The organism is Variovorax nitratireducens (genome assembly GCF_051216545.1).
Taxonomy (GTDB): domain Bacteria; phylum Pseudomonadota; class Gammaproteobacteria; order Burkholderiales; family Burkholderiaceae_C; genus Variovorax.
In genome coordinates this window covers 508,079-532,869 of the sequence record NZ_JBPJZO010000001.1, presented here as the reverse complement: position 1 = coordinate 532,869, position 24,791 = coordinate 508,079, and the positions used below count along the sequence as shown (strand labels likewise).

Below are 24,791 nucleotides of genomic sequence, written 5' to 3'. Positions count from 1 at the left end.
GCTACAGGGCGGCGGCAAACCCTGCGGCCGGGCTTCAGCCCGGCTTAAGCGGCTACCGGACAATCGCCACCCAATAGGACGGATTGCGAGAAACCATGCGCCTGCTGCTGGTAGAGGACGACACCATGATCGGCGAGACGCTGCTCGACCTGCTGCGCGGCGAGAACTACGCGGTCGACTGGGTGCGCGACGGTGAAATGGCCGACACCGCCCTGCGCGCCCACCGCTATGACCTCATGCTGCTCGACCTCGGCCTGCCGCGGCGCGACGGGCTCGAGGTGCTGCGCAGCCTGCGCGCGCGCCGCGACAGCGTGCCGGTGCTGGTGGCGACGGCACGCGACGCGGTCGGCGACCGCGTGGCAGGGCTCGATGCCGGTGCCGACGACTACGTGGTCAAGCCCTACGACATGACCGAGCTGCTGGCCCGCATCCGCGCGCTGATCCGGCGCCGTGCCGGCCATGGCGAGCCGACCTTCTCGCACCTGGGCGTGACGCTCAACCCGGCCACCCACGAGGCCACGCTGAACGGCCAGCCGGTCGCGCTTTCGGCGCGCGAGTGGGCCGTGATCGAACCGCTGATTGCGCGGCCCGGCGTGCTGATGTCGCGCGCCCAGCTGGAAGAAAAGCTCTACAGCTGGAAGGACGACATCAGCAGCAACGCGGTCGAGGTCTACATCCACGGGCTGCGCAAGAAGCTCGGCGCCGGGTTGATCCAGACCGTGCGCGGCCTCGGCTACATGGTGGCCCGGGAATGAGCGCCGCGGCCCGCCATCATTCGCTGCGGGGGCGATTGCTCGGCTTCGTGCTGGCCTCGATCCTGCTCGCGGCGCTGGGGCTGGGCATCACGGCCTATCAAGGCGCGCTGCGCGAGGCCGACGCCATGTTCGACCTGCACCTGCAGCAAATGGCGCATTCGCTGCGCGGCAGCGCGCCGATCGGCAGCACGGCCGACACCGACTATGGCGAGGAAGGCTTCGACGTGTTCGTGCAGATCTGGGGGCCGGACGGCACGCAGGTGTTCCGCTCGGCCCGCTCGGCGCTGCCGCCACGTGCGGTGCTGGGCTTTTCCGATGCGGTGGTGGACGGCAACCGCTACCGCGTCTATTCGTTGCAGACCCCGATGCAGACCGTTCAGATCGCGCAGGACATGGACGCGCGCCAGGCCCGCGCACGCGCCCTCGCACTGCGCGCCACGTTGCCAATGGCGCTGATGGCCCCGCTGCTGATGCTGGCGGTCGGCTGGATCATCACGCGCTCGCTCGCGCCGGTGCAGCGCATGCGGCGCGAGGTGGCCGGCCGCGCCGACGACGACCTCTCACCCTTGCCCGAGACCGATCTTCCCGACGAGGTGCGGCCGCTGGTGCAGGAGCTCAACCTGCTGTTCCAGCGCGTGCGCGGTGCGTTCGAGGCCCAGAAGAATTTCGTGGCCGATGCGGCGCACGAGTTGCGCTCGCCGCTGACGGCGCTCAAGCTGCAGGCCGAGTCGCTGCGCCGCGCGGGCGACGAAGCCGGCCGTGAAGCGGCCACGCTGCGGCTGCAGCAGGGCATCGACCGTTCGATCCGGCTGGTTGGCCAGTTGCTGGCGCTGGCACGGCAGGAAGCCACAGAGACGCCGCTCGACGACCCCAGCGGCCCCGTCGAACTCGAAGCGCTGATCGCCGAAGCAATCGCCGCCGTGCTGCCGCAGGCGCAGCAGCGCAGCATCGACCTCGGACTTGCTGCGTCGACACCCGCGCAGGTGCAAGGCCAGCCCGCCGCGCTGCACATCCTGCTCGGCAACCTGCTCGACAACGCGCTCAAGTACACGCCCGCAGGCGGCCAGGTCGACGTCACGCTGGCGCTCGCCGACCAGGCGCCCGTGCTCACGGTCGAAGACAGCGGCCCCGGCATTCCCGAAGCCGACCGCGAGCGCGCCTTCGACCGCTTCTACCGCGCGGCCGGCGCGGGCGCAGAGGGCAGCGGGCTCGGGCTCGCGATCGTGCAGGCCATCGCGGGGCGCCATGGCGCCACCGTGCACCTGGGGCACTCGCAAAGGCTCGGCGGCCTGCGGGTGGACGTGCAGTTTCCGAAGGCCGCAGGTTAAGACCCCTCTAAGCCTGGCTCCCCATCATCGGGTCATCCACTTCACAAGGACGGATCCCATGCGACTCGAATCCCTCACCCCCACCCGCTTGATGCTGGCCCTCGTGGCTGCGGGCGTCATCGGCGGTGCCAGCGTCTCGGCGTTCGAGCTCACGCGCGCCAATGCAGCAATGCCGCAGGTCGCCACCGCGACCACCACCACCGGCATCCCGGTGGCCCTGCCCGACTTCTCGCAGATCACCGCGCAGAACGGCCCGGCCGTGGTCAACATCAGCGTGGTCGGCACCCGGTCGGCCGACGAGGTGGCCAGCGCCGACGACGACGGCAACCCCTTTGCCGACGGCGACCCGTTTGCCGAGTTCTTCAAGCGCTTCCAGCAAGGCCCCGGCGCACAGCAACGCGGCCAGCGCGGCCGCCCGGCGCAACCCGAAGCCCAGACCGTGCGCGGCCAGGGCTCGGGCTTCATCGTCAGCGCCGATGGCGTAATCCTCACCAACGCCCATGTAGTGAAGGGCGCGAAGGAGGTCACCGTCAAGCTCACCGACCGGCGCGAACTGCGCGCCAAGGTGCTCGGCGCCGACCCCAAGACCGACATTGCCGTGCTCAAGGTCGAAGCCAAGGATCTGCCGGTGGTCAAGCTCGGCAGCGTCAACGACCTCAAGGTCGGCGAATGGGTGCTGGCCATCGGCTCGCCGTTCGGCTTCGAGAACACGGTGACGGCCGGCGTGGTGAGCGCCAAGGGCCGCTCGCTGCCGGACGACAGCGCGGTACCGTTCATCCAGACCGACGTGGCGGTGAACCCGGGCAACTCGGGTGGCCCGCTGTTCAATGCACGCGGAGAGGTGGTCGGCATCAACTCGCAGATCTACAGCCGCACCGGCGGCTACCAGGGTGTGTCGTTCGCGATCCCGATCGATCTGGCCAACAAGATCAAGAACCAGATCGTGGCCACGGGCAAGGTCGAGCATGCACGGCTCGGCGTGTCGGTGCAGGAAGTGAACCAGACGCTGGCCGACTCCTTCAAGCTCGACAAGCCCGAAGGTGCGCTGATCGCCAACGTCGAAAAGGGCGGCCCGGGCGATCAGGCCGGCCTGCAGACTGGGGACGTAATACGCAAGGTCGACGGCCAGCCGATCGTGTCTTCGGGCGACCTGCCGGCCGCAATCAGCCTGGCCACGCCGGGCGCCAAGGTGCAGCTCGACATCTGGCGCAAGGGCAGCGCCCAGACGGTCACGGCCAAACTCGGCAATGCGACCGACAAGGCCGCCAAGGTGGCGAGCGCGGGCGACGCGGCCGACCAGGGCAAGCTGGGGCTGGCGTTGCGTCCGCTGCAACCCGACGAACGGCGTGAGGCCGGCATCGACAACGGCCTCGTGGTCGAAGCGGCGCGCGGCCCGGCGGCCCTGGCGGGGGTGCAGGCGGGCGACGTGCTGCTGGCGGTGAACGGCACGGCGGTGCGCAACATCGACCAGGTGCGGGAGGTGGTGGCGAAATCTTCCAAGTCGGTGGCGCTGCTGGTGCAACGCGGCGACGACAAGATCTTTGTGCCGGTTCGGATCGGTTGATATTTCGGGTCGCGGGCGAAGACTTGGGGCGGGGGCCAGGACGCAGGGGCCAGGGCACGGGACGGGCCGCTGACGGCTGAGGACGGGCCGCTGACGGCTGAGGGCGGGCCGCTGGCGGCTGAGGGCGGGCCGCTGGCGGCTGAGGGCGGGCCGCTGGCGGCTGAGGGCGGGCCGCTGGCGGCGGGTGGCCCCTTCCGCGAATGTCCCCCGGGCTTCGCCCTCCTCCTTTATTTCGCTGCAGGGGCCACCCACCACCAGCGGCCAGGGCACGCTCTGCATGTTCAGCGCGAAACGGTCACATCGCTTCCAGGCTCAGGGCGGTGGGGCACGCCGCGCAGCGAAATAAAGGAGGAGGCCGCAGGCCGGGGGACATTCGCGGAGCAGCGTGCCCCGCCGACCTGAGCCCGTCACAGCGCCCCAGCCCTCAGCGCCCAAGAGCCCGAGAGCCCGAGCGACCCGATCCCGGAGGGCAGCCGCGCGGTTTCGGCTACGCTCCTGCTTGTGTTCTATGCCATCCCCCTCGAAAGCAAGCCGACCTGGCGCAACCCGCCGTGGCTCACGGTGCTGCTGATCCTCGTCAACATCGCAATCTTCTTCGGCCCGCAGCGCACCGAGGAAAAAGCCGAGGAACGCGCCACCGCCTACTATCTGTCGAGCCGCCTGCCCGACTGGGAACTGCCAGCCTTCGTCACCCATCTGGAGCAAACCGGCAGCCGCTTCGCGAAGCAGGCGCGCGAAATGCTGCGGCGCAAGGTCGGGCGCGACCAGCTGGTCGATCTGATGCGCACCGAGCGCAAGTTCGAGGCCCGGCTCCATGCCGATGCCGTCATCACCCCCACCGACCCCCGCTATGCCGAATGGAAGGAGCGGCGCGCCGAGTACGAAAGCATGCTGCCCGCCTCCTTCACGCGCCGCTGGTCGATGGACTTCGCCGAGGGTGCGCCGCTCGAGCCCGTGACCTGGCTGACCTCGGCCTTCCTGCATGGCAGCACCGGCCATCTGATCGGCAACATGCTCTTCCTGTTTTTGTTCGGCTTCACCGTAGAGCTGGCGCTCGGTCGCACGACCTACCTCGGCTTCTATCTGCTGGCCGCCCTCGGCGCATCGGCGATGGCCGTGTGGGCCTATGGTGGACGCGGCAGCTACGGCCTCGGCGCCTCGGGCGCCATCGCGGGGCTGATGGCGATGTATGCGCTGATCTACAAGCTGCGGCGCATCCGGTTTTTCTACCAGTTCTTCTTCTACTTCAATTACGTCACGGCGCCGGCGCTGATCCTGCTGCCGGTGTGGATGGCCAATGAGGTGGTGCAGCACATGAGCGGCGAAACCGGCGTCGGCTACATGACCCACCTGGGCGGGCTGCTCACCGGCACGCTGCTGATGCTGTTGTGGCCAGCCGCACGGCGCAGCCAGCCGGTGCTGACCGCGGCGACCCCGCCCGACCCGTTCGACGGGCACGTCGAGCGCGCCACTCAGTTCGGCAAGCAGTTGCAGTTCGACCGCGCGGCCGCCGAATGGCAGGCCGCCGCCAAGCTGCGGCCCGACCACCTGCCAACGTTGCGCGCGTTCTTCAACACCGCACGGCTCCAGCCTTCGGGCGATCCGTTCCACCGCGCGGCGAAACTGATTTTTCGCCTGCGCGACAGCAGCGAGCACACGATCGCGTTCCAGCACGAGAGCTACAAGGTTTACCTCGACCAGGCACGCCCCTCGGTGCGCCTGTCGCCGGGCGAGATGGCGCGGCTCGCGAGCCGGTTTGCACGTGCCGGCCATTTCGACGACGCGCGCCGGTTGTGCCAGGCGCTGCTTTCCAGCGCGCCTGGCCATGAGGCCGCGATCGATGCGCTAACGATGGTCGCGTCCTGCCAATGGCAGGCTGGCCAGCGCGAGCAGGCCCTGAGCTGGTTGCCGCAACTTCAGAAGCTGGCGCCCGACCATGCCGTGACGCGCATGCTCGACCAGGGCCGCTCGCTCCAACCGCTGTCAACCTGATGCACGCCATGAACCGAACGCCATTGGCCATCCTCTCGCTCGGTATCGCTCTCGCCTTGTCGATGCAGCCGGCCCTTGCCGACACGCTCAAGAAACCCGCTCTCGACAAGCTGGCCGCAGCGCAACAGGTCCAACCGGCGCGCGATTTCAACGCGTTCCTCGATGCCGCCGCCAAGGCCGACCCGAAGCTCAAGGCCAGCGTCGCGGCCTACCGCAAAAAGGCGCCGCTGCGGGGCGACGCATTCACCAACATCAGCCGGCTGCTCGGCCTGTACAACCGGCTGCAGAACCAAGACGCGGTGATCGCCACCATGGCCCGCATGGTCGCGATTCCCACCGTGCGCGACGACCGGATTCCGCCGCACGAGAACAAGGCCATCATCGAATTCGGCATCCTGGTCGAGGGCATGGCCAAGGACTTCGGGCTGCAGTACCGCAACGTCGACAACCGCATCTTCGAAGTCAAGCTGCCTGCCAACACGAAAACAGGCAAGGACGAGTTCGGCATCCTCACGCATGCCGACGTCGTGCCCGCCGTGGCGGACGAATGGGTGCTGGACGACGGCACCCGGCTCGACCCGTTCAAGCTGACGCGCGTGGGCAACAACCTCTATGGCCGCGGCACCATCGACGACAAGGGCTCGATCGCCGCCGTGCTCTATGCGATGAAGATCGTGAAGGAAAGCGGCCTGCCGCTGGACCGCACCATCCGCCTGATGATCGAGACCACCGAGGAAACCGGCGGCGACGCGATGAAGTACTACCGCAGCAAGACGCCGCTGCCCGACTACAACATCGTGCTCGACAGCAAGTACCCGGCGGTGGTCGCCGAAAAGGGCGCGGGCGCGCTCAAGGTGTTCTTTCCGGTGGAAGCCGCCGATGCCGGCACTACGGCCATCGTCGCAATGGCCGGTGCCGCGGCCGCCAACATGGTGCCGCAGAACGCCACCGCGAAGCTCAAGGGCGGCGACCTCGCCGCCGTGGCCGCGACGCTGGACGCCACCAAAGGCGGCTTTGTGCAGGCCTACGAAAGCCAGGGCGGCAAGTTCAGCATCGACGTGGTGAAAGCCGCGGACAGCGTGAACGTAAAGGTGACCGGCGTCTCGGCGCACGGCTCCCGGCCCGAGGAAGGCGTGAACCCGCTGCCACGGCTCGCGCTGTTCCTGCGCGAATCGGGCGTGCCGCTGGCCAACAACCACTACGCGAGGGCCGCGAAGTACCTCGGCGACCTCTATGGCACCGGCTATCTCGGCGAGAAGATGGGCCTGGGCTACCGCGACTCCTTCATGGGCCCGCTCACGTTGTCGCCCAACCTGATCCGCGAAAAAGACGGCAAGCTCGAAGTCACCACCAATGTGCGCATGCCGCGCGGCAGCACGCCGGACGATCTCAAGAAAGCCGTGGCGGGCCGCATCGACGCCTGGGCCACTGCCAACCAGGTGAAGCTGGCGATCAGCCACGAGCAGGGCGACTGGATGGCGCGCGACCCGAAGGGTGCATGGCTCTCCACGCTGCTCAACATCTTCGGCGACACCACCGGGCTCCAGGCCGAACCCGTGCCCACCGCCGGCAGCACCACCGCCAAGCTGATGCCCAACGCCATCAACTTCGGCCCAGCCATGCCGGGCAAGAAGTACACGGCGCACAACGCCAAGGAGTTCAAGGAAGTGGCCGACCTCGACGCCGACATGCAGATGTTCACCGAAATGCTGCTGCGCATCGGCAACCTGAAGCAGATGCAGTAGCGGCGGCCCGCTCAGGCCCGGCCCAGCACCTCGAGCACCCGGCCGTCCCCGATGAACGCGCCGCCGACCAGCATCCGGAAGGTGGCGTTGCGCTGAAACCGCGGCAGCGCGACCGCTGGCGTCAGAAACTCGACCTGCAGGGCATGCGCCTTGCCGCGACGAACGGTGTCGTCGGGCCGCACCAACCAGCGCGCCGTGAAGCCATCGTTGCCGACCACCAGTGCGCAATGGTGTTCGCCGGCGGCGATCGGCGTGTCTTCGACGGGCAGCGCGGCCTCCCGCAGCGTGAGCTCGACCCAGGCGTGGGGACTGAACGTGCCCGCTGCGCCGAAAACCGCCGGCACCGGCCCGGTCGACCCGGGCGAAGCGGGGCGTCGCACTTTCGCAACCAGCCACGCGACGATGTTGCCGATGACCGGGAGCCACAGCAGCATCAGCAGCGTGCCGAGGTCGCGCAGCATCGAGGCCGGTGGCGCAAATTGCCGCAGCAGCGCGCCGCCCACGGCGACGCACAGCAGGACGATGACGATGAGCTTGCGCCGGGCCTGGATGCGGGTCACAGGGTCACAGTCACCCGGCGAGCTTGGCGCCCCGGGTGGTCGGGTCGTCGTCGCGCAGCAGCCAGCTCACCTCTTCGGTTTGCGGCGTCTTCGGGTAGCGTCTTTTCATGGTCTGCAGGATCGGCATGGCCATGTCGCGCCGATCCAGGCCCTGTATCAGCACACGTGCGGCCAGTTCGTAGGCATCGGGAATCGCGGCATGCCCGGCGTTGCGCTTGTCGAAGCCCTTGAGCAAAGCCAGCGCAGCGCGTGCGTCACCGGCGCGCCATTGCAGGCGTGCAAAGCTCACCACATGGGCCGGGTTGTCGCAGAGGAACTGCGGGTCCTTGCCAATGCAGGTCTGGTACACCGCGAGCGCTTCGGTCTCCAGCTTGCTGTGCATCAGCAGCTCGATGAAGCGCTTGCCATGGCGCAGCAGGTCGTCGGTCTTGCTGGATACGGCCAGCACCCGGTGGTAGCGGCGCTGTGCATGCAGGTCGTTCTCGGCCCCGCGCGCCGCGTCGTAGGCAATGCCCACGGCGTTGTCGATCTCGCCATGCTCGACCATGTCGGCCACGTGCGCGTCGATCGCGCGGGCCTCTTCCGACACATCGCGCTCGCCGGACGCGGCCTGCGGCACGAAGCGCTGGTCGATGCCGAGCTCTTCGTGGTACTGGTACATCGCATAGCCGAGCAGCGCCGACATGGCCCAGCTGAAATAGATCAGCACGAAATTGATCAGCGGCAGCAGCATCCAGCGGGCGACCAGCGGCGCCACCAGCGGAAGCGCGATCTCGGCGCCGCCGCTCAGGAAGAACAAAAAGGCCCACAGCGCCACATAGGGCCAGCCCATCGCGCGCATCACCGACCACCAGAGCGCCGGGTTGAGGGATTGGCCGAGGCTGGCCGTCTGCACCAGAACCACGGCGATGGCCGGCAATGCAAAGGAAACGACCGCCCAGCCGGCGATGGCGAGGTTCTTCGAAACGTAGGCCAGGCCGCCGATCAGGAAGCTCATGACCAGCAGGATCGCGAACAGCTTCCACGGCAGGTTGACCAGGTCCGGGTCGCGCTGCGGCGGAAAGTCCCGGGTGCGCAGAAAGCCCTGCGAACTGAGCTGGATGACCTTGAAGCTGTAGCGGCTGGCCGCAAGCAGGATGCCCAGCTCGATCAGGATGATCGCAAAAGGCAGCGGGATCACAAGGACGAGCAGGCTGCACAGCGAGAGCACCAGCGCATACAGCAGCGGCTCCCACTGCAGCGGAAACAGGAAAAACCGCGGCAGGCGCAGCCAGAACGGCGTGATCGGCGCGGCACGTGAGCGCATTGGTGTCATGAATCCTCGTCCTCTTGTTCTTCATGGGAAGTGTATCGAGACGTGAACAAGTTGCGATAACCTCCCAGCGCACAGGAGAGACCGTTGAACGCTTACAACACCTACAAGACCCTCGCCGCCGCAGCCCTGCTGGCCGGCCTGTCCCTTGGAGCCCAGGCGCTCCAGATCACAAGCCTCACGCCGCAGGGCGAGGTGGCACGCGTCCGGCAGATCGTCGCCAAGTTCGACCAGGCTGCCGTCACCTTCGGCGACCCGAAGGCGCCCGCGCCGCTCACCGTGAGCTGCAGCGATGCCCAGGCCGGCAAGGGCACCGGCCGCTGGACTGGCGAGAAGCAATGGGTGTTCGACTTCGAGAACGACCTGACGCCTGGCGTGCGCTGCAGCGTCACCCGGGTTTCAGGCTTCAAATCGGCCTCCGGTGCAGAGCTCACCGGCGCGAGCAGCTATCAATTCAATAGCGGCGGCCCGTTCGTTCGCAGCATCCGCCCGGGCGGCGGGCGCATCGACGAGCAGCAGTTCTTCGTGCTCGAACTGAACGGCGCGGCCAGCACCCAGACCTTGCTCACCAACGTGTGGTGCCAGGCCGATGGCATCGGCGAGCGTATTCCGGTGGTGGCGCTGGCCGAGGCCGAACGGGCCGCGCTGCTGAAATCGATGGGCGCGACCGAGCGCGCGGCCAAAGACCCGCTGCGTTTTGCCGCGTTGCGATGCAACCGCACCCTGCCGCCCTCGGCCAAGGTGCAACTGGTGTACGGCACCGGCGTGGCCACGCCCTCCGGCGTTGCCAACAAGGTGGAGCGCCGCTTCAACTTCCAGGTGCGCGAGCCTTTTGCCGTGTCGTTCAGCTGCGAACGCGAGAACGCGCAGGCCGCCTGCCTGCCGCTGCGGCCGATGTCGCTGTCGTTCAACGCGCCGGTGCCGCGCAGGCTGGCTGCGCAGATCGTGGTCAAGGGCGGCGGCAAGAGCATCGCGCCCAAGTTCAACGACGACGGCCAGGTCGATGCCGAAACGCTGGTCGATTCGGTCAGCTTCCCGGCGCCCTTCCCCGAGCAGACGCAGTTCACCGTCGAGCTTCCGGCCGGCTTCAAGGACGAGTCGGACCGCCCGTTGGCCTCGCCGACGAGCTTTCCGCTGAAAGTGTCGACGGGTGCCATGCCGCCGCTCGCCAAGTTCGCGGCTTCGCCGTTCGGCGTGGTCGAGCGGCTGGCCGAGTCGAACGGGGTGGCGATGATGCCGGTGACGGTGCGCAACGTGGAGCCCGCACTCAAGCTGCAGGCCCTGACGCCCGGCAAGGTGAGCGATCTGAACCCCAAGACCGACGCCGAAATCATTGCCTGGTTTCGCAAGGTGCGGCGCTACGACAGCAGCTATGTGGTCGACCGCAAGGTGGCTGCACGCGATGTGAAGGGCGTGCTGCCGAAGGTGATCGACAAAGACGACAAGACCAGCGTGCAAACGCGCATGCTCTCGCTGCTCGACGGTCAGGCCGGCGTGAAGACGCTCGACATGCCCAAGGCAGAAGGCGGCGCCCCGCGTCCGTTCGAAGTGATCGGCATTCCGCTCACGCCGGGCTTCCACGTGCTGGAGATCGCGTCGCAAAAGCTCGGCGATTCGCTGCTCGACGAACGCTATGGCAACGGTCGCACGATGTACGTGCGCACCAGCGCGCTGGCCACCAACCTGGCGGTGCACTTCAAGCTGGGCCGCGAGAACGCGCTGGCCTGGGTGACCACGCTCGACAAGGGCAAGGTCGTGGCCGGTGCCGCGGTGCGCGTGTCGGGCTGCGACGGCAAGGAGGTGGCTGCCGGCACCACCGATGCCAATGGCATCGCAACGCTGAAAGGCATCTCGTCCGAGCCGCCCACCTGCTCCGGCAACGGCGACGGCGACTACGGCGGTAACGCGTACTTCGTCAGCGCCCGCGCGACCCTGACCGGCAAGGATGCCGGGGACGAAAAAGGCGTGGAAGACCTCGCCTTCACCTGGAGCGACTGGCAGCGCGGCATCGAGCCCTGGCGCTTCAACGTGCCGACCAGCCTGCAGCCGGAGCCCGACAGCATTGCCCACACCATCGTCGACCGCACGCTGCTGCGCGCCGGCGAAACGGTGTCGATGAAGCACATCATCCGCACGCAGGCCAGCACCGGCTTCGGCCTGCCCCCAGACCTGCCCGACACGCTGGTGCTCACGCACACCGGCAGCGGCCAGCAGTTCACGCAGGACGTGAAGTGGCGCAAGACCCCGAGCGGCGGGCAGAGCGCCGAAAGCATCTTCGCGATTCCGCCTGCGGCCAAGCTCGGCGCCTACGAGGTGATGCTGCGCACCGGCAAGGAAAAGGCCGACGAGCATGAAGACGGCCGCCGCACCAGCTTCGCCACCGGCCAGTTCCGCGTGGAGGAGTTCCGCCTGCCGGTGCTGGAAGGCCGCGTTGGCCCGACCGACAAGAAGCCGCTGGTGGCCGTGACCTCGGTGCCCACCGACGTGCAGATCAACTACGTGGCCGGTGGTGCCGCCGCCAACCTGCCGGTGCGCGTGTCGGCGCTCGTGCGCGGCAAGACGCTGAGCTTCAGCGACTACGACACGTTCAGCTTTTCGCAGCCGCAGAAGTCCGATACGCCTGCAGCCAATGCCGACGAGGAAGCCGCCGCCTCCGACGATGCCCGCGTGGTCGCCGACAAGCTGCCCACGACGCTCGACAAGAACGGCGCCGGCAAGGTCACCATCGACAAGCTGTCATGGGCCAAGGCCCCGCGCGACCTGCTGATCGAGGCCACCTACTCCGACCCGAATGGCGAGGTGCAAACCATCCGCAGCACGCAGACGCTGTGGCCTGCGGCGGTGATCGCGGGCCTCAAGACCGAAGGCTGGGTGTCGACCGACAAGAAACTCAAGTTCCAGGCGCTGGCGCTCGACCTCGCCGGCAAGCCGCAGGCCGGCGTCGCGATCGACGTGCGCGCCGTGGCGCGCATCACCACCACCAGCCGCAAGCGGATGGTGGGCGGCTTCTACACCTACGACAACAAGACCGAGACCAAGGATCTCGGCAGTGTCTGCAGCGGCAAGAGCGACGCGCGCGGACTGCTGCTGTGCGATGCCGCGCTCAAGGAAGCCGGCCAGGTCGAACTGGTGGTGAGCGCGAAAGACAGCGAAGGCCGCGCGAGTCTGGCCGCCAGCTCGGTGTATGTGACGAAGCAGGGCGAACTCTGGTTCGGTGGCGAGGACAACGACCGCATAGACGTGCTGCCTGAAAAGAAGAGCTACCAGCCCGGCGAGGTCGCCAGGTTCCAGGTGCGCAGCCCGTTCCGTTTTGCGACCGCGCTGGTGTCGGTGGAGCGCGAGGGCATCCTCGAAACGCACGTGGTGCAGCTCAACGGGCAAGACCCGACCGTGAGCCTGCAGGTCAAGTCCAGCTGGGGCCCGAACGCGTACGTGAGCGTGCTCGCGCTGCGCGGCCGCCTGCGCGACGTGCCCTGGTACAGCTTCTTCACCTGGGGCTTCAAGGCGCCGCGCGAATGGTGGACGGCCTTCTGGTACGAGGGCAAGGAATATGTGGCGCCGACCGCGCTGGTCGACCTCAGCAAGCCGGCCTACCGGCTCGGCCTGGCCGAGATCCGCGTCGGCACCAAGGCGCATCAGATCGACGTGACAGTGGCGAGCGACAAGCCCGGCTACCCGGTGCGCGGCAAGGCGCAGATCACCATCACCGGCAAGCTGCCCGACGGCAAGCCCGCGGCGGGCGCCGAGGTGGCGCTGGCCGCGGTCGACCAGGCCCTGCTGGAGCTGATGCCCAACACCAGCTGGAACCTGCTCGACGCGATGCTGCAACGGCGCAGCTGGGGCGTGAGCACGTCCACCGCGCAGATGGAAATCGTCGGGCGCCGGCACTACGGCCGCAAGGCCGTGCCCGCGGGCGGTGGCGGCGGCAAGGGCCAGACGCGCGAGCTGCTCGAGACGCTGCTGCTGTGGAACCCGAAGGTGGTGCTCGACGCCAACGGCCAGGCCGTGGTGACGGTGCCGCTCAACGATGCGCTGACGACTTTCAGGATCGTGGCCGTGGCCGACATGGGTACCGGGCTGTTCGGCACCGGCCAGACCAGCATCCAGGCCACGCAGGACTTGCAGATCATCAGCGGCCTGCCGCCGCTGGTGCGCGAGGACGACCAGTTCCGCGCCCAGATCACGCTGCGCAACACCACGCAGAAAGCCATGAAGGTGCTGGCCTCGCCGCGCGCCACCCTGCTTACGCTGGAGCCGCAGACGGTCGAGATCCCCGCCGGCGAGGCACGTGAACTCGCGTGGAACGTGACGGCGCCGGCGCAGCTCGCGCAGACGCGCGCCGAAGCCATTCTTTGGGAGATCGAGGCCAAAGACACCATCGGCGGTGCGCACGATGCGCTCAAGGCGCGGCAACGCATCATCCCGGCCGTGCCGCTCACGGTGCAACAGGCCACGCTGGTGCAGATCGACGGGCCCTTCACGCTCGACGTCGCACCGCCCGCAGACGCCCTGCCCGGCCGCGGCGGCCTGAAGATGAGCCTGCAACCCAAGCTCGCCGAAGGCCTGCCCGGCGTGCGCGACTGGTTCGCGGCCTACCCCTTCAGTTGCCTCGAACAGAAAACCAGCAAGGCGGTCGGCCTGCGCGACGCGAAGATGTGGCAAGGCGTGCTCGCGCAATTGCCGAGCTACCTCGACAGCGACGGCCTGGCCAACTACTTCCCGCCGCGCGACGGCGAGGCGAATCGCGGCAGCGACATCCTCACCTCGTACCTGCTGGCCGCCACGCACGAAGCGGCCGCGCTCGACCCGGCCTTTGCCCTCGCCGACGACGTGCGCGCGCCGATGGAGCGCGGTCTGATCGCCTTTGTCGAAGGCCGCATCCAGCGCGAGTTCTGGAGCCCGCGCAAGGATCTGGACCTGCGCAAGCTGGCTGCGCTCGAGGCGCTGTCGCGTTACGGCAAGGCGCAAGGCCGCATGCTCGGCAGCATCACGATCGCGCCGAACCAGTGGCCCACCAGCGCGGTGATCGACTGGCTGCAGATCCTGAAGCGCGTGCAGGACGTGCCGCAGCGCCAGCAGCGGCTCGACGAAGCCAGCAACGTGTTGAAGGCGCGCCTGAGCTACCAGGGCACGAAGGTAATTTTCAGCACCGAGCAGGACGACTACCTGTGGTGGCTGATGACCAACGCCGACGTCAACACCGCGCGCCTGTTGCTGGCCGTGATGGACGACCCGGGCTGGAAGGACGACATCGGCAAACTCGCCAACGGCTTCATCGGCCGCCAACAGAACGGCGCCTGGCACACCACCACGGCCAACCTCTGGGGCGGGCTCGCGCTCGACAAGTTCTCCAAGGTGTTCGAGAGCACGCCGGTGGCCGGCATCACCGCCGCCACGCTCGGCGCGGCGAAGGCGCAGGTCGACTGGAGCAAGGTCGAACGCGTGAAGACCAGCGACGCGGCCGGTGCGCCGAACCAGGCCAGCTTCTTCGGCGCACCGGCCTCGCCCGGCAACCTGCGCAACAACAGCATGTTCCTGCCGTGGGCCGGCGCGACAGGCTCGGCGCCGGTGCGCGACACCTTGCTGGTCACGCAACAGGGCGCCGGCAAGCCCTGGCTGACGCTGCAGTCGATCGCCGCCATCCAGTTGAAGGCGCCGTTCGCGGCCGGCTATGCGATCAAGAAAACGATCGCACCGGTCGAGCAGGCCACGGCCGGCAAGTACACGCGCGGCGACGTGCTGCGCGTGACGCTCGAGGTGAACGCCAGCTCCGACATGACCTGGGTGGCGATCACCGACCCGATCCCCGGCGGGGCCACCATCCTCGGCAGCGGCCTCGGCCGCGACTCGCAGATCGCGACCCAGGGCGAGAAGAAAACCGGCGCCGGCTGGCCCGCGTTCGAGGAGCGCAGCTTCGAGGCCTTCCGCAGCTACTACGAGTACCTGCCCAAGGGCGTGGTGAAGATGGAATACACCGTGCGCCTCAACAACGTCGGCGACTTCGCGCTGCCGCCGAGCCGGGTCGAGGCGATGTATGCGCCGGAAATGTTCGGCGAGGTGCCGAATGCGCGGGTGAAGGTGGAAGCGGCGAAGTAGTTGCGCTCCATTTCTCTGCAGGCTTTGCACCTCTCAAGACGCCCGAACCATCAAGAGAGAACCTTTGACCTACAAAGCGAGATCTGACGATGCAGACGTGCAGTTCGTCACGTCCGGCGCTCCGGTTTCTTGTCGAACGGGGGTTTCACCTTTGTAAGGAAATGATTCCGGGACGTAAAACAGGTTTGTGTCTGCGGCAGTTTCGACCTATCGCCGCAGCGCTGGCGCGGGAACGACATGGATAGTTCGAACCTGCAACTCCAACCTGTTTTGCGGAGCTTCACATGACTGCGATCTATCGACCCCGGTTTCAACTTCTGGCATCCGCCGCAGCCCTTGCGGCAGCACTTTCCATGCTCGGCGGGTGTTCCTCGAATGGCTCGCTTGGCGGCGGCTTCGGCGGCGTCAGCGACGGCGCGACGCCCGGCGGCATCGGCGCCGATGCAAGCGGCGCGCCAGGCGGCGGCACGGACTCTGGTGCCGGTGGCAGTACCGGCACCGTGGTCGGTGGCGGCGGTGGTTCCAGCGGTGGATCTGGCGGTGGTTCCGGCGGCGGTACTGGCGTCGGCGGCGGTGGCACCGGAGGTGGCGGCTCGGGCGGCGGCGGAGGCACCCCGATCAGCCCTGCGTTGAGCGCGAGCAATTCGCTGCTCTCGAACACCGGCAAGACGGTGAGCGAGGCGGGGGCCGTGGTCGCTGGCATCCATGGCGGCCCGGCGAACGGCCTGCTCGATGCGTCCGGCGGCGCGCTTGACACCCTCGGCAACGGCGTGACAGGCGGCCTGGGCAACCTGAACCAGGCCAACGCCATCGGCGTCACAGTGGACAGTGTGCCCGTCGCCGTTCGTCAACTGGGTGATGGCGTCGCCACTGTCGGCGCGAACACCCCGCTGGCACCGGTGACCGGCACGGCGGGTGCACTCGTGGGCAAGACGGCAGACGTCGTTGCGGGTGTCGCCGGCAAGGGCGTAGTGCGCCAGGTAACCGGCAGCGCGAGCACGGTGGTGCGCCGCATTGACGAGAGCGCCATCACTCTGACCCAGCGGGTCGGCGCGGCAACCGGCCTGGGCATGCCGGTCGACCACCTGACCGGGCAACTCGGCAGCGGTATCCAGCAATTGGGAGTCCCGACCCTGCCGGTGGTGGGTTCGCTCGGCGGCGTCACCACGGCAGGCGGGGCCACGGTGGCAAGCCTGGGTGGCCTGGTCAATGCGCCCGGGGGCAGCGCCGGCGGTGCGCCCGGCGGCATCGGTGGCCTGGGTTCGACGCTGTCGGGCGTTGGCGTCAGTGCCGGTGCAGGCGCGGGTGTCGGTGTGTCCGTTGCGAGCGTGGGCGGTGTGGTCGGCAGCACGACCACCAGCCTGGGCAGCGCGATCGGCGGGCCGGCGGGCACGATGGTGAACGGCCTTGGCGGCACTGTCGCCGGCGTCACCACGACCGTCGGCGGCATCGGCGGCATCGGCGCGACCGTCGGCGGAGCGGTCGGCAGCGTCACCACCGGCGTCGCGGGCGTCGCGGGCGTCGCGGGCGTCACCGGCGGCTCGAGCATCGGGGCCGGCGCGGGCGCCGGCCTTGGTGCGACAGTGGGCACGGTCACCAGCGTGGCGGGAGGTCTCGGGGCCGGCCTTCGATTCGGCCAATGAGCCCACGCGCTCATCTCCGGGCTGTGCGCCTCTGCGCGTTGCTCGGTCTGGTCGGCTGTACCGGCATGCTGCACGCGCAAAGTGCGGCACCGGGCAATCCGCTCGACCAGTTGCCCGAGGCGCGGCCTCTGCCGCTGCCCCCGGGCACCACGCCGGGCACACGCGTGACCGTACAGGCCCCGCCCGACGTCGGCGCGGGACGCATGGCACAGGTGGTGCGCCCGACCCGTTTCGACATCGAAGGCGTCAGCGCAATGCCGTTCGACGAGGTTGCCAGCCGCTTCGCACCGCTGGCCGGACAAGCGGTGACCGTGGCACAACTGGTGGCCGTTGCGAACGGCGCCACGGCGCTCTATCGCGACCGGGGTCACCCCCTTTCATTCGTTTTCGTGCCCGATCAGGACTTCGCCGAGGGCGTGGTGCGCGTGGTCGCGGTCGAAGGATTTGTCTCGGCGATCCGCGTCGAAGGCGATGCCGGCAATGCCGAGTCCAAGCTGCGCGAAATTGCAGGGCGCCTGGTCACGCAGCGGCCGCTGACGCTGGCCGCCTTCGAGCGGGTCACGCAGTTGCTCGCTCGGCTGCCAGGCCTGTCGGTCGATGCCACCGCCGCATTGCCCGCCAGCACCGACGGCGCCACCACGCTGGTGGTCAAGGTGAAGCGCGAACCGTACAACGTCTCCATCGGCGCTGATCTGCGCAAGCCGACGCCGCGCGCCGTGCTCAGCGGCGTGTGGAACGATCCGATTGCCTCTGGCAGCCAGCTCAGCGCGTCGACGCTGCTTGGCAACTACGAGCGCGAGAAGCTGTTGACGCTCGGCTACTCGCAGATGGTCGGCACCGATGGCCTGACCTTCAAGGCCGCCCTGTCAAGCTACCGCGGCTACCCCGACGAGGCGATGGGCCGCGGCGCCAGCATCGAGCGCTTCAACACCAACCGGCGCATCGACCTGTCGGCCAGCTACCCGCTGCTGCTGACCGCGCGCAGCAGCATCACTTTGAGCGGCGGCATCTACAGCGTCGACAACATCGACCAGTACCGCGCGCCGGCCACCGGCCGCCAGCTCAGCGAAGACACGAGCGTGCGTGCGCTGTTCGCCCAGCTGGCCTATGCCGACGCGCAACCCGACCGCAGCCGCAGCGCCAGCGTGATGCTGGCCCAGGGCGTGCGTGGTGCCGGCGCATCCGCCACCGTCTACAGCAACGTGCCCGGCCTGGCCGGCGCAAACCCGGCGCGGCTCGACTTCACGCGCATCACCTTCGACGCCAGCCAGCGCGACCGCTATGCGAACCAGCTGGGCACGGCCGTTTCGTTCGGCGCACAGTACAGCGCGCACACGCTGGCCGCATCCGAGCGCATCTCGTTCGGCGGCACGCGTTTCGGCCGTGGTTATGCAATGGGCGACGCGGCCGGCGACTCCGGCTGGGGCATCGCGGCCGAACTGAACCGGCTGTTCACGATGGACAGCGCGTGGCTCAAGCAGATCGAGCCCTACCTGCTGCTCGAGGCAGCGCGTGTCTCCACACAACGGGGCCAGCCGATGCCATCGAAACTGCATTCGATGGCACTGGGCGTGCGTTTCTCCGACAACCGGCACTACAGCCTCGACCTCGCGCTGGCCAAGCCCACCGGTGACGCTACGGCCAGCAACCCGGCGCGCAAAGCGCGGGTGACGCTGCTGCTGACCTACCAGCTGGCGGCCCGCTAGGAAAGCCCGGCATCGCAGCGCTACCATCCCGAGGAAATCGCCCACCTCGCGGAGCTGCCATGTGCCGAAACATCCGGACCCTCTTCAACTTCGAGCCGCCCGCCACGGAGCAGGAAATACGCGATGCGTCGCTGCAGTTCGTGCGCAAACTCAGTGGCTTCAGCTTGCCGTCGAAGACCAATGCCGAGGCGTTCGACCGTGCCGTCGAAGACGTGGCGGCGGCGGCGCGCACGCTGATCGCGTCCCTCGTTACCACGGCCGACCCGCGCGACCGGGCGGTCGAGGCCGTGAAGGCCAAAGCCCGCTCGGCCGCCCGGTTCGGGGCGCCCGGATAGCGGCCCCACGAGTCAGGAAGTCGCGCAGGGCTTCCTATCCATGCACATGCAATGGCGAGACCTCGCGCGTTGGCGCCGTCCGTCCTGCCAGCGAAGCAATGGCAATGGCTGCGACGATCGACGCGCAGCCGATCAGCACGAACATCGGCATCGGCCCTGCTGAGACCTGCTGCAGCGTCCCCACGACGAACGGGCCGAGGATCGCGCCGATCCGTCCGACGCTGAGCATCATGCCGACCGCCGTCGCACGCACGCTGGTGTCGAAAGCGCGCGCCGTGAAGTTGTTCAGCACGTACTGCGCACCGATCACGAAGAAGCCGGCCGCCGCCGTGCACACGATGTTGACGGCATGGCCGTCCAGAAAGACCAGCGCCAGCACCGAGAGCCCGCCCAGCGCCCACCAGGTCGCCAGCACGCTGCGGCTCGAGCCCCTGCGGTCGGCCAGATACCCGCAGACCAGGCCGCCGACGAAAGACATGATCTGCATCAGGGCGCCGAATCCAAAGCTCGCGGCGAAGGTCTCGCCCCGCTTCATCATCACGGTCGGAATCCAGCCGGTGAGGCCGAAGATACAGAACAGGCTCAGGAACGCAGCCAGCCAGATCGTGAGCGTGGTACGACGGTTTTGCGGCGTCAGAAGCGCGGCCACCGGATTGCGCTGTGTGGTGGATCCCGTCACCACCAGACGCGCGTTGCGCAAGGCCTCGGCACGTTCGGGGCGCAGGCGCGTCAGCAGCGCCCGGATGTCCTCGATGCGGCCCTTCAGCGCCAGGAACTTGACGGACTCCGGCAGGCAGAAGTGCAGCGCGATGGTCAGCGGGATCGACAGCGAGCCGATCCAGTACAGCACCTTCCAGCCGAAGATCGGCGTGAGGAACACGCCCACCAGCCCGGCCATCGTGCCGCCCAGGGCCCAGCCGAACGCCACGCCCCACAGCGAGAAGGTGTTGGCCACGCGGCGCGGCGCAAGCTCGTTGATGTAGGTGGTTGCGAGCGGCAGCAGCACGCCCAGGCCGAGGCCGGTCAACACGCGCAGGGTGCAGAACGAGGCGAACGAGTCGCCCAGCAGCGGTGTCGCCAGCGTGAAGATGCTGGTGATCCAGAGGCCGCCAAGCAGGGTCACCCGTCGCCCCCAGCGATCGGCCACGATGCCATGCGCTGCCGCGCCGATCAGGAAGCCCACCAGCCCGCTCGATACCAGAAAGCCGGCCTGCCCCGGCGCAAGGCCCCAGGGGCCCGCCACGTAGTGGATGACGTAGGCCGGGTTGAAGGTGTCGTAGCCGTCGAACAGCGTGAGCGTCGCCATCATGACGCCCAGCCACTTGTGCAGGCGGCCGACCTTCGCTTCGGCCAGCTCCTCGTTGACGTCGATGTTGACTTGATTGGTCATGTCTGTCTCCTTTGTATTTGATGCGTTGCTGCTAGGTCGAAAGGGATGCGTCCAGGCCGAACAACTCGATCGCGTTGGTACGGCCGATCTTTTCGCGGTCGCGTTCGCTGATGCTGGCCGCGTCGAACCAGTGGGCGGCATGGTCGACGTTCTCGAACGGCCAGTCGGTCGAGAACAGGATCCGGTCGGCGCCGATCTCAAGGATCGCGTCGATGAGCGTCTGCGTCCGGAAGTTGCCCGAGGTCGTGAGGTAGAAGTTCTCGCGGAAGTACTCGGCGATCTTGCGGCGCGCCGGATAGGTGGGCGGCGTGCCGATCCACGCATTGCGGTTGTCGATGCGCCACATGCTGTAGGGGAGTCCCTCGCCCATGTGGCCGAGGATGATGGTGAGCTTCGGGTACTTGTCGAACAGGCCGCTGCACATCAGGCGCAACGCATGCACCGCCGTCTCCTGTCCGAACCCCCAGGTCGGCCCGAGCAGCCAGGGGTGCCCGTCATAGATCCTTGCGTCGGCCGGCAGCGGGTTGCGCGGATGCAGGTAGAACGGCACGTCGAGCTTTTGCACGACTTCCCAGAAGGGCCAGTAGCGATCGAGGTCGTAGTAGACGGCCGACTTCGCATCGCCGACCTGGGAGAACCCGTTGACCAGCGCGCCCTTGAAGTGAAGATCCCTGACGCAGCGCTCGAGCTCGCGGGCCGCGAGATCCGGGTCTTGCATCGGCAGCGCCGCGAAGGCCTGGAACCGGTCTGGCCGCCTGGCGACCTGCTCGGCCAGGAAGTCGTTCGCGCGGCGCGCGACATCGTTGGCCCGCGCAGTGTCGGGGATCGCCTGGACGGCCGGCGCGTTGAGCGACAGCAGCATCATCTGCATGCCGTTGGCGTCCATTTCGCGCAGCCGCCGGTCGTGGATGTCGAGCAGGCGCGCGCGCAGTTCCGGCCAGTGCGTCTCCGGCGCGAAGCCCGCGGAGTCCATCACGGTTTCTTCGAGCGCGAAGTGCTCTTCGAGTCCAATCTTTCCTTGCATGTCCAATCCTTGGTGAGAAACGTCTGCTGTCAGTACTGGCCCTTGGGCTCGAGACCGAGCGCGATCTGCCCGGCCATGGTTCCCACCGCATCCCAGTTCAGGCTGATGTGGCGACCCACGGCGTTGGCGTCGCGCCAGGCACGTTGAACCGGGTTGGACATCGCGAGCCCCTGCCCACCGGTGGAAGCGTTCAATGCCTCTGCGCCACGGATGGCGAGCGAGACCGCGAACGCCTGCCCGCGCCGGCTGGAGATCCGGTCTTCCACCGTGATCTCCTCACCTGATCGGGCCGTGCCTGCCCGCAATCGCAGATCGCGCAGCAAGACCTCGCGGGCCGCATCGATGCTCGCGCCCGCCTCCGCCACGCGCAGCTGGATGGTCGGGAACTCCGCCATCCGGCTGTTGCCGCCAGCGACCGCGCCGCGCGTGACGCGCTGGCCGGTCGCCTCGAGGTAGTCGTCCAGCGCCCCGGCGGCAGTGCCCACCGCGGTCGCCGCCAGGCATGAAGGGATGTTCGACAGCATCGGGATCCTGAAGCCGGGGTTGTCGTGCAGCCTGCTGCCCGGCGTGCGGCCGCTGGTCGTTTCGCGGAAGGTGAGGATCCGGTGCGCCGGCACGAACACGTCGTTGAGCACGAGCGTCTTGCTGCCGGTGCCCGCCAGGCCGACCACGTCCCATGTGCCGTCGATGACGTAGTCGGTCGCGGGCACCAGGAAGAAGGCGGGCCCCGGCGCGGGTTCGCCCTCGCGGGCCGGCAAGACCGACGCGCACACCGCCCACTGGGCACCGTCGCAGCCGCTCGCGAAAGCCCAGCGTCCGCTGAGCCGATAGCCGTCGGCCACCGCGACGGCTTTTCCCGCCGGCGCGTAGGAGCCGCAGACAGCCGCGTCCGCATCGTCATCCCAGACATCGCGCTGCGCCTTGGCATCGAAGCTGGCGACCAGCCACTGGTGCGCGGCGTAGAGGCCATAGACCCATGCCGTCGATGCGCAGGCGCGGCCGAGTTCCAGCACCAGTTCGACCAGCAGGTCGAAGTCGTATTCGTGGCCTCCGAACTTGGTCGGCTGGACGACCCGGTACAGGCCTGCCTCGCGCAGCGCGTCAAGATTCTCCGCGGGGATGCGTCCGAGCCGCTCGGTCTCGCCGGCCCGGGCCTTGATGGCGGGCAGCAGGGCCTTCATCCTCGCAAGGAGTTCGGCAGGCGCCGGCCGCTGCGCTGATGACTGGAGGGACTGAGGGATCTCACGGGAAAGGACGCAGGACATGGAACCACCTGTTGGTAGGAAAAAGAAGAGAGAGGGGCAAGTTGTGCGGCGCGCTCGGCGCCGCGGCGCGCATCAGGGCGCGGGGCTGGTCACGCAGTACGCAGCGTCCTGGTAGACCAGGGGCGCGATGGCGTCGCGCAGGCCGACATGCTCGACCTGCCCCACCAGGATGGTGTGCGTGCCGTAGGGGATGGCGGCCGCCTTCCGGCAGAACAGGTTGGCCTGGGCGTCGGCCAGGTAGGGAATGCCGTCGTCGGTGCGCGACCAGGTGCCCAGCGCGAAACGCTCCTCGGGCGACACGGCACCGCTGAAGGCGGCCGACAACTCGACCTGCTCGCGGTGCAGCACGTTCACGCAGAAGCGCCGTGCGCGGAACATGATGTCGTGCAGCAAAGTCTTCTGGTTAAGGCAGATGAGGAGCGATGGCGGACTCATCGAGAGCGATGTCACCGCCGTGGCTGTCATGCCATGGCGACGCTCGTGGTCGGCTGCAGTGATGATCGTCACTGTCGAGGCGAATCGGCGCATCGCGGCACGGAATGCGGCGTCGACCTGTTCTGGCTCTACCGTCACAGTATTCATTTTTGTCTCCTGGGCCGACCTCATCAAAGCGGGTCAACCTCTGACGGAAACTTTATGCGGCGGCATCGAAACCCGCCAATGCAAAGGTTGCAAGACCGAAGTGCACGCCATCGATGACCTGCTGGCCATCGCGCGCAGGGGTTGCGGATCGGCGCGCTGCTAGACGCCTGGCAGTGGTTCCTGCGCCGGGGCGCCGAGGGCCTCCGCAGCCGCGCCGATGGCAACGAGTTTTTGCCGGAGCCAGCGGTGCTGCGGGCTTTGCTGCAGGCGGCGATTCCAGATCAGACGGAAGCCGACGCGCGGCACTGCAAACGGCAGCTCCATCCATACCAGCGGTGCCGACTGCGCGAAGACGCGGGCCGCACCTCGGGTCACGGTGGTGACCATGTCGGAACGTGTCAGCGCGATCACCGCGGCCAGGCCATGCGGCAGGCGCATCGCGATGCGCCTGCGCAGCCCCTGGTCGGTCAGCGCGGAGTCGACGAAATCGTCCGGCGCGCCGCTCATGCTGACAAGCAGGTGCGGCGCCTGCAGGTAGCTCTCCAGCGTCAGCGGCCCGGCGGCGAGGGGATGATCCGCACGCATGACGCAGACGTGGCTGTCCTGCAAAAGGGCACAGGTCATGAACCGATCGGGCAATTCACGAAAGAAGCCGATACCGATGTCGGTGCGTCCCTGGTCGATACCGTTGAGGATGTCGTCGACAGAGCCCGGGCGAACGCTCAGCGAGAGCTGCGGCGCCTCGGTTCGGATCTGATCGACGAGCTGCGGCAGGATGATGATGGTCTCGTGCGTTTCGACGCCGATCTGGATTTCGCCCTGCGCCTCGGCCGGAACGAATTGCTCCGGCATCAAGGCCGTCTCGACGCTTTGCAGCGCGATGCGCAGTGGGCCGAACAGGCTCAGCGCCCTGGCGGTGGGCTCCATGCCGGTCGGGGTTCGAACCAGGATTTCGTCACCCAGCAACTTGCGCAGCCGATCCAGGGCATGGCTGGTAGCCGACTGACTCAGGCCGATGCGCTCTCCCGCGCGGCGCACGCCACGCTCTTCGATGAGTGCCTCCAGCACCACCAGCAAATTGAGATCGATCGAACGAAGATTCACGAACCAGCCCCGCAGCGTAATGAAGGTCTTTAACGGCCCGCTACTGTAAGGCTGAGTCGGTTCGCACCGAGAAGGATAGCGCCCGGCAGCAAGTGCCGGGCAGGTCGTTCAGCGGTTCGGGTTGTTCGGCGCGCGGTCGTAGCGGTTCGGAATCCCGTCACCATCACGATCACGGTCGGCGCGGTTCGGCACGCCATCGCGATCCCGGTCGCCATAGCCGCGTTGCGGCGGTGGCGGGCGCCCCGCATCGTAGGGAACGGCAACGCAGCCAGCGAGGGCAGCCGCGGCAGCAAGCAAAAGCACGAGTTTTTTCATGGCATCTCCAATGAACGGATAAACCATCAAAATGCCTGCGTCGGCGCCGCGGTGTAACAGCCCAAGCGCCCGACT

Annotated in this window: 17 protein-coding genes; 9 read left to right on the top strand and 8 right to left on the bottom strand. The window is 68.0% G+C overall.

Annotation, left to right across the window (positions count from 1 at the left end):
• Window positions 1-95: 95 nt before the first annotated feature.
• The 5 genes from ACSFA8_RS02445 to ACSFA8_RS02425 all read left to right on the top strand — a co-directional run bounded on the left by ACSFA8_RS02445 (window position 96) and on the right by ACSFA8_RS02425 (window position 7,384).
• The gene (locus tag ACSFA8_RS02445) at window positions 96-755 is read left to right on the top strand and encodes a response regulator (RefSeq protein ID WP_286545479.1); all 660 of its coding nucleotides are present in this window, start codon (window positions 96-98) and stop codon (window positions 753-755) included.
• A complete protein-coding gene (locus ACSFA8_RS02440) occupies window positions 752-2,083 on the top strand; it encodes an ATP-binding protein (RefSeq protein WP_435477930.1) in 1,332 nt (443 codons plus the stop codon). Before ACSFA8_RS02445 ends, ACSFA8_RS02440 begins: the two co-directional genes overlap by 4 nt.
• A gap of 58 nt (window positions 2,084-2,141) precedes the next feature.
• Window positions 2,142-3,647 (top strand): DegQ family serine endoprotease, encoded by a 1,506-nt coding sequence (locus ACSFA8_RS02435; RefSeq protein WP_435477929.1) that lies wholly within the window; start codon window positions 2,142-2,144, stop codon window positions 3,645-3,647.
• Window positions 3,648-4,148: 501 nt separating this feature from the next.
• Window positions 4,149-5,639, top strand: a complete 1,491-nt coding sequence (locus tag ACSFA8_RS02430; RefSeq protein WP_435477928.1) for a rhomboid family intramembrane serine protease — start codon at window positions 4,149-4,151, stop codon at window positions 5,637-5,639.
• An 8-nt stretch (window positions 5,640-5,647) separates the two neighbouring features.
• The gene (locus tag ACSFA8_RS02425; RefSeq protein ID WP_435477927.1) at window positions 5,648-7,384 is read left to right on the top strand and encodes a dipeptidase; all 1,737 of its coding nucleotides are present in this window, start codon (window positions 5,648-5,650) and stop codon (window positions 7,382-7,384) included.
• 11 nt (window positions 7,385-7,395) lie between these two features.
• On the opposite strand, the gene ACSFA8_RS02420 is transcribed toward ACSFA8_RS02425, so the two are convergent.
• Together ACSFA8_RS02420 and ACSFA8_RS02415 are read right to left on the bottom strand one after the other, a co-directional pair.
• A complete protein-coding gene (locus ACSFA8_RS02420) occupies window positions 7,396-7,944 on the bottom strand; it encodes a hypothetical protein (protein ID WP_435477926.1) in 549 nt (182 codons plus the stop codon).
• Window positions 7,945-7,954: 10 nt separating this feature from the next.
• Window positions 7,955-9,259 carry a tetratricopeptide repeat protein gene (locus ACSFA8_RS02415; protein WP_435477925.1) on the bottom strand — a complete coding sequence of 435 codons (1,305 nt, stop codon included), beginning with the start codon at window positions 9,257-9,259 and terminating at the stop codon, window positions 7,955-7,957.
• A gap of 84 nt (window positions 9,260-9,343) precedes the next feature.
• On the opposite strand from ACSFA8_RS02415, the gene ACSFA8_RS02410 reads away from it, so the two are divergent.
• From ACSFA8_RS02410 to ACSFA8_RS02395, 4 genes are all read left to right on the top strand, one after another.
• Window positions 9,344-15,352 (top strand): alpha-2-macroglobulin family protein, encoded by a 6,009-nt coding sequence (locus ACSFA8_RS02410; RefSeq protein WP_435477924.1) that lies wholly within the window; start codon window positions 9,344-9,346, stop codon window positions 15,350-15,352.
• Window positions 15,353-15,636: 284 nt separating this feature from the next.
• A complete protein-coding gene (locus ACSFA8_RS02405; protein WP_435477923.1) occupies window positions 15,637-16,995 on the top strand; it encodes a collagen-like triple helix repeat-containing protein in 1,359 nt (452 codons plus the stop codon).
• The gene (locus tag ACSFA8_RS02400; RefSeq protein ID WP_435477922.1) at window positions 16,992-18,701 is read left to right on the top strand and encodes a ShlB/FhaC/HecB family hemolysin secretion/activation protein; all 1,710 of its coding nucleotides are present in this window, start codon (window positions 16,992-16,994) and stop codon (window positions 18,699-18,701) included. The genes ACSFA8_RS02405 and ACSFA8_RS02400 overlap by 4 nt, the downstream gene beginning before the upstream one ends.
• 59 nt (window positions 18,702-18,760) lie before the next feature.
• Window positions 18,761-19,036 carry a DUF2277 domain-containing protein gene (locus tag ACSFA8_RS02395; protein ID WP_435477921.1) on the top strand — a complete coding sequence of 92 codons (276 nt, stop codon included), beginning with the start codon at window positions 18,761-18,763 and terminating at the stop codon, window positions 19,034-19,036.
• Window positions 19,037-19,070: 34 nt separating this feature from the next.
• On the opposite strand, the gene ACSFA8_RS02390 is transcribed toward ACSFA8_RS02395, so the two are convergent.
• The 6 genes from ACSFA8_RS02390 to ACSFA8_RS02365 all read right to left on the bottom strand — a co-directional run bounded on the left by ACSFA8_RS02390 (window position 19,071) and on the right by ACSFA8_RS02365 (window position 24,716).
• Entirely contained in the window at window positions 19,071-20,426 is a 1,356-nt protein-coding gene (locus ACSFA8_RS02390; RefSeq protein ID WP_435477920.1) for an MFS transporter, read from the bottom strand.
• 31 nt (window positions 20,427-20,457) lie between these two features.
• A complete protein-coding gene (locus ACSFA8_RS02385) occupies window positions 20,458-21,450 on the bottom strand; it encodes an amidohydrolase family protein (protein WP_435477919.1) in 993 nt (330 codons plus the stop codon).
• A 29-nt stretch (window positions 21,451-21,479) separates the two neighbouring features.
• Complete coding sequence (locus ACSFA8_RS02380; RefSeq protein ID WP_435477918.1) at window positions 21,480-22,631, bottom strand: acyl-CoA dehydrogenase family protein; 1,152 nt, start codon at window positions 22,629-22,631, stop codon at window positions 21,480-21,482.
• Window positions 22,632-22,787: 156 nt separating this feature from the next.
• Window positions 22,788-23,297: a flavin reductase family protein gene (locus ACSFA8_RS02375; RefSeq protein WP_435477917.1), complete on the bottom strand. Its 510-nt coding sequence runs from the start codon at window positions 23,295-23,297 to the stop codon at window positions 22,788-22,790.
• A gap of 159 nt (window positions 23,298-23,456) precedes the next feature.
• Complete coding sequence (locus ACSFA8_RS02370; protein WP_435478438.1) at window positions 23,457-24,368, bottom strand: LysR family transcriptional regulator; 912 nt, start codon at window positions 24,366-24,368, stop codon at window positions 23,457-23,459.
• Between the two features lie 141 nt (window positions 24,369-24,509).
• The gene (locus tag ACSFA8_RS02365; protein WP_435477916.1) at window positions 24,510-24,716 is read right to left on the bottom strand and encodes a hypothetical protein; all 207 of its coding nucleotides are present in this window, start codon (window positions 24,714-24,716) and stop codon (window positions 24,510-24,512) included.
• Window positions 24,717-24,791 lie beyond the last annotated feature (75 nt).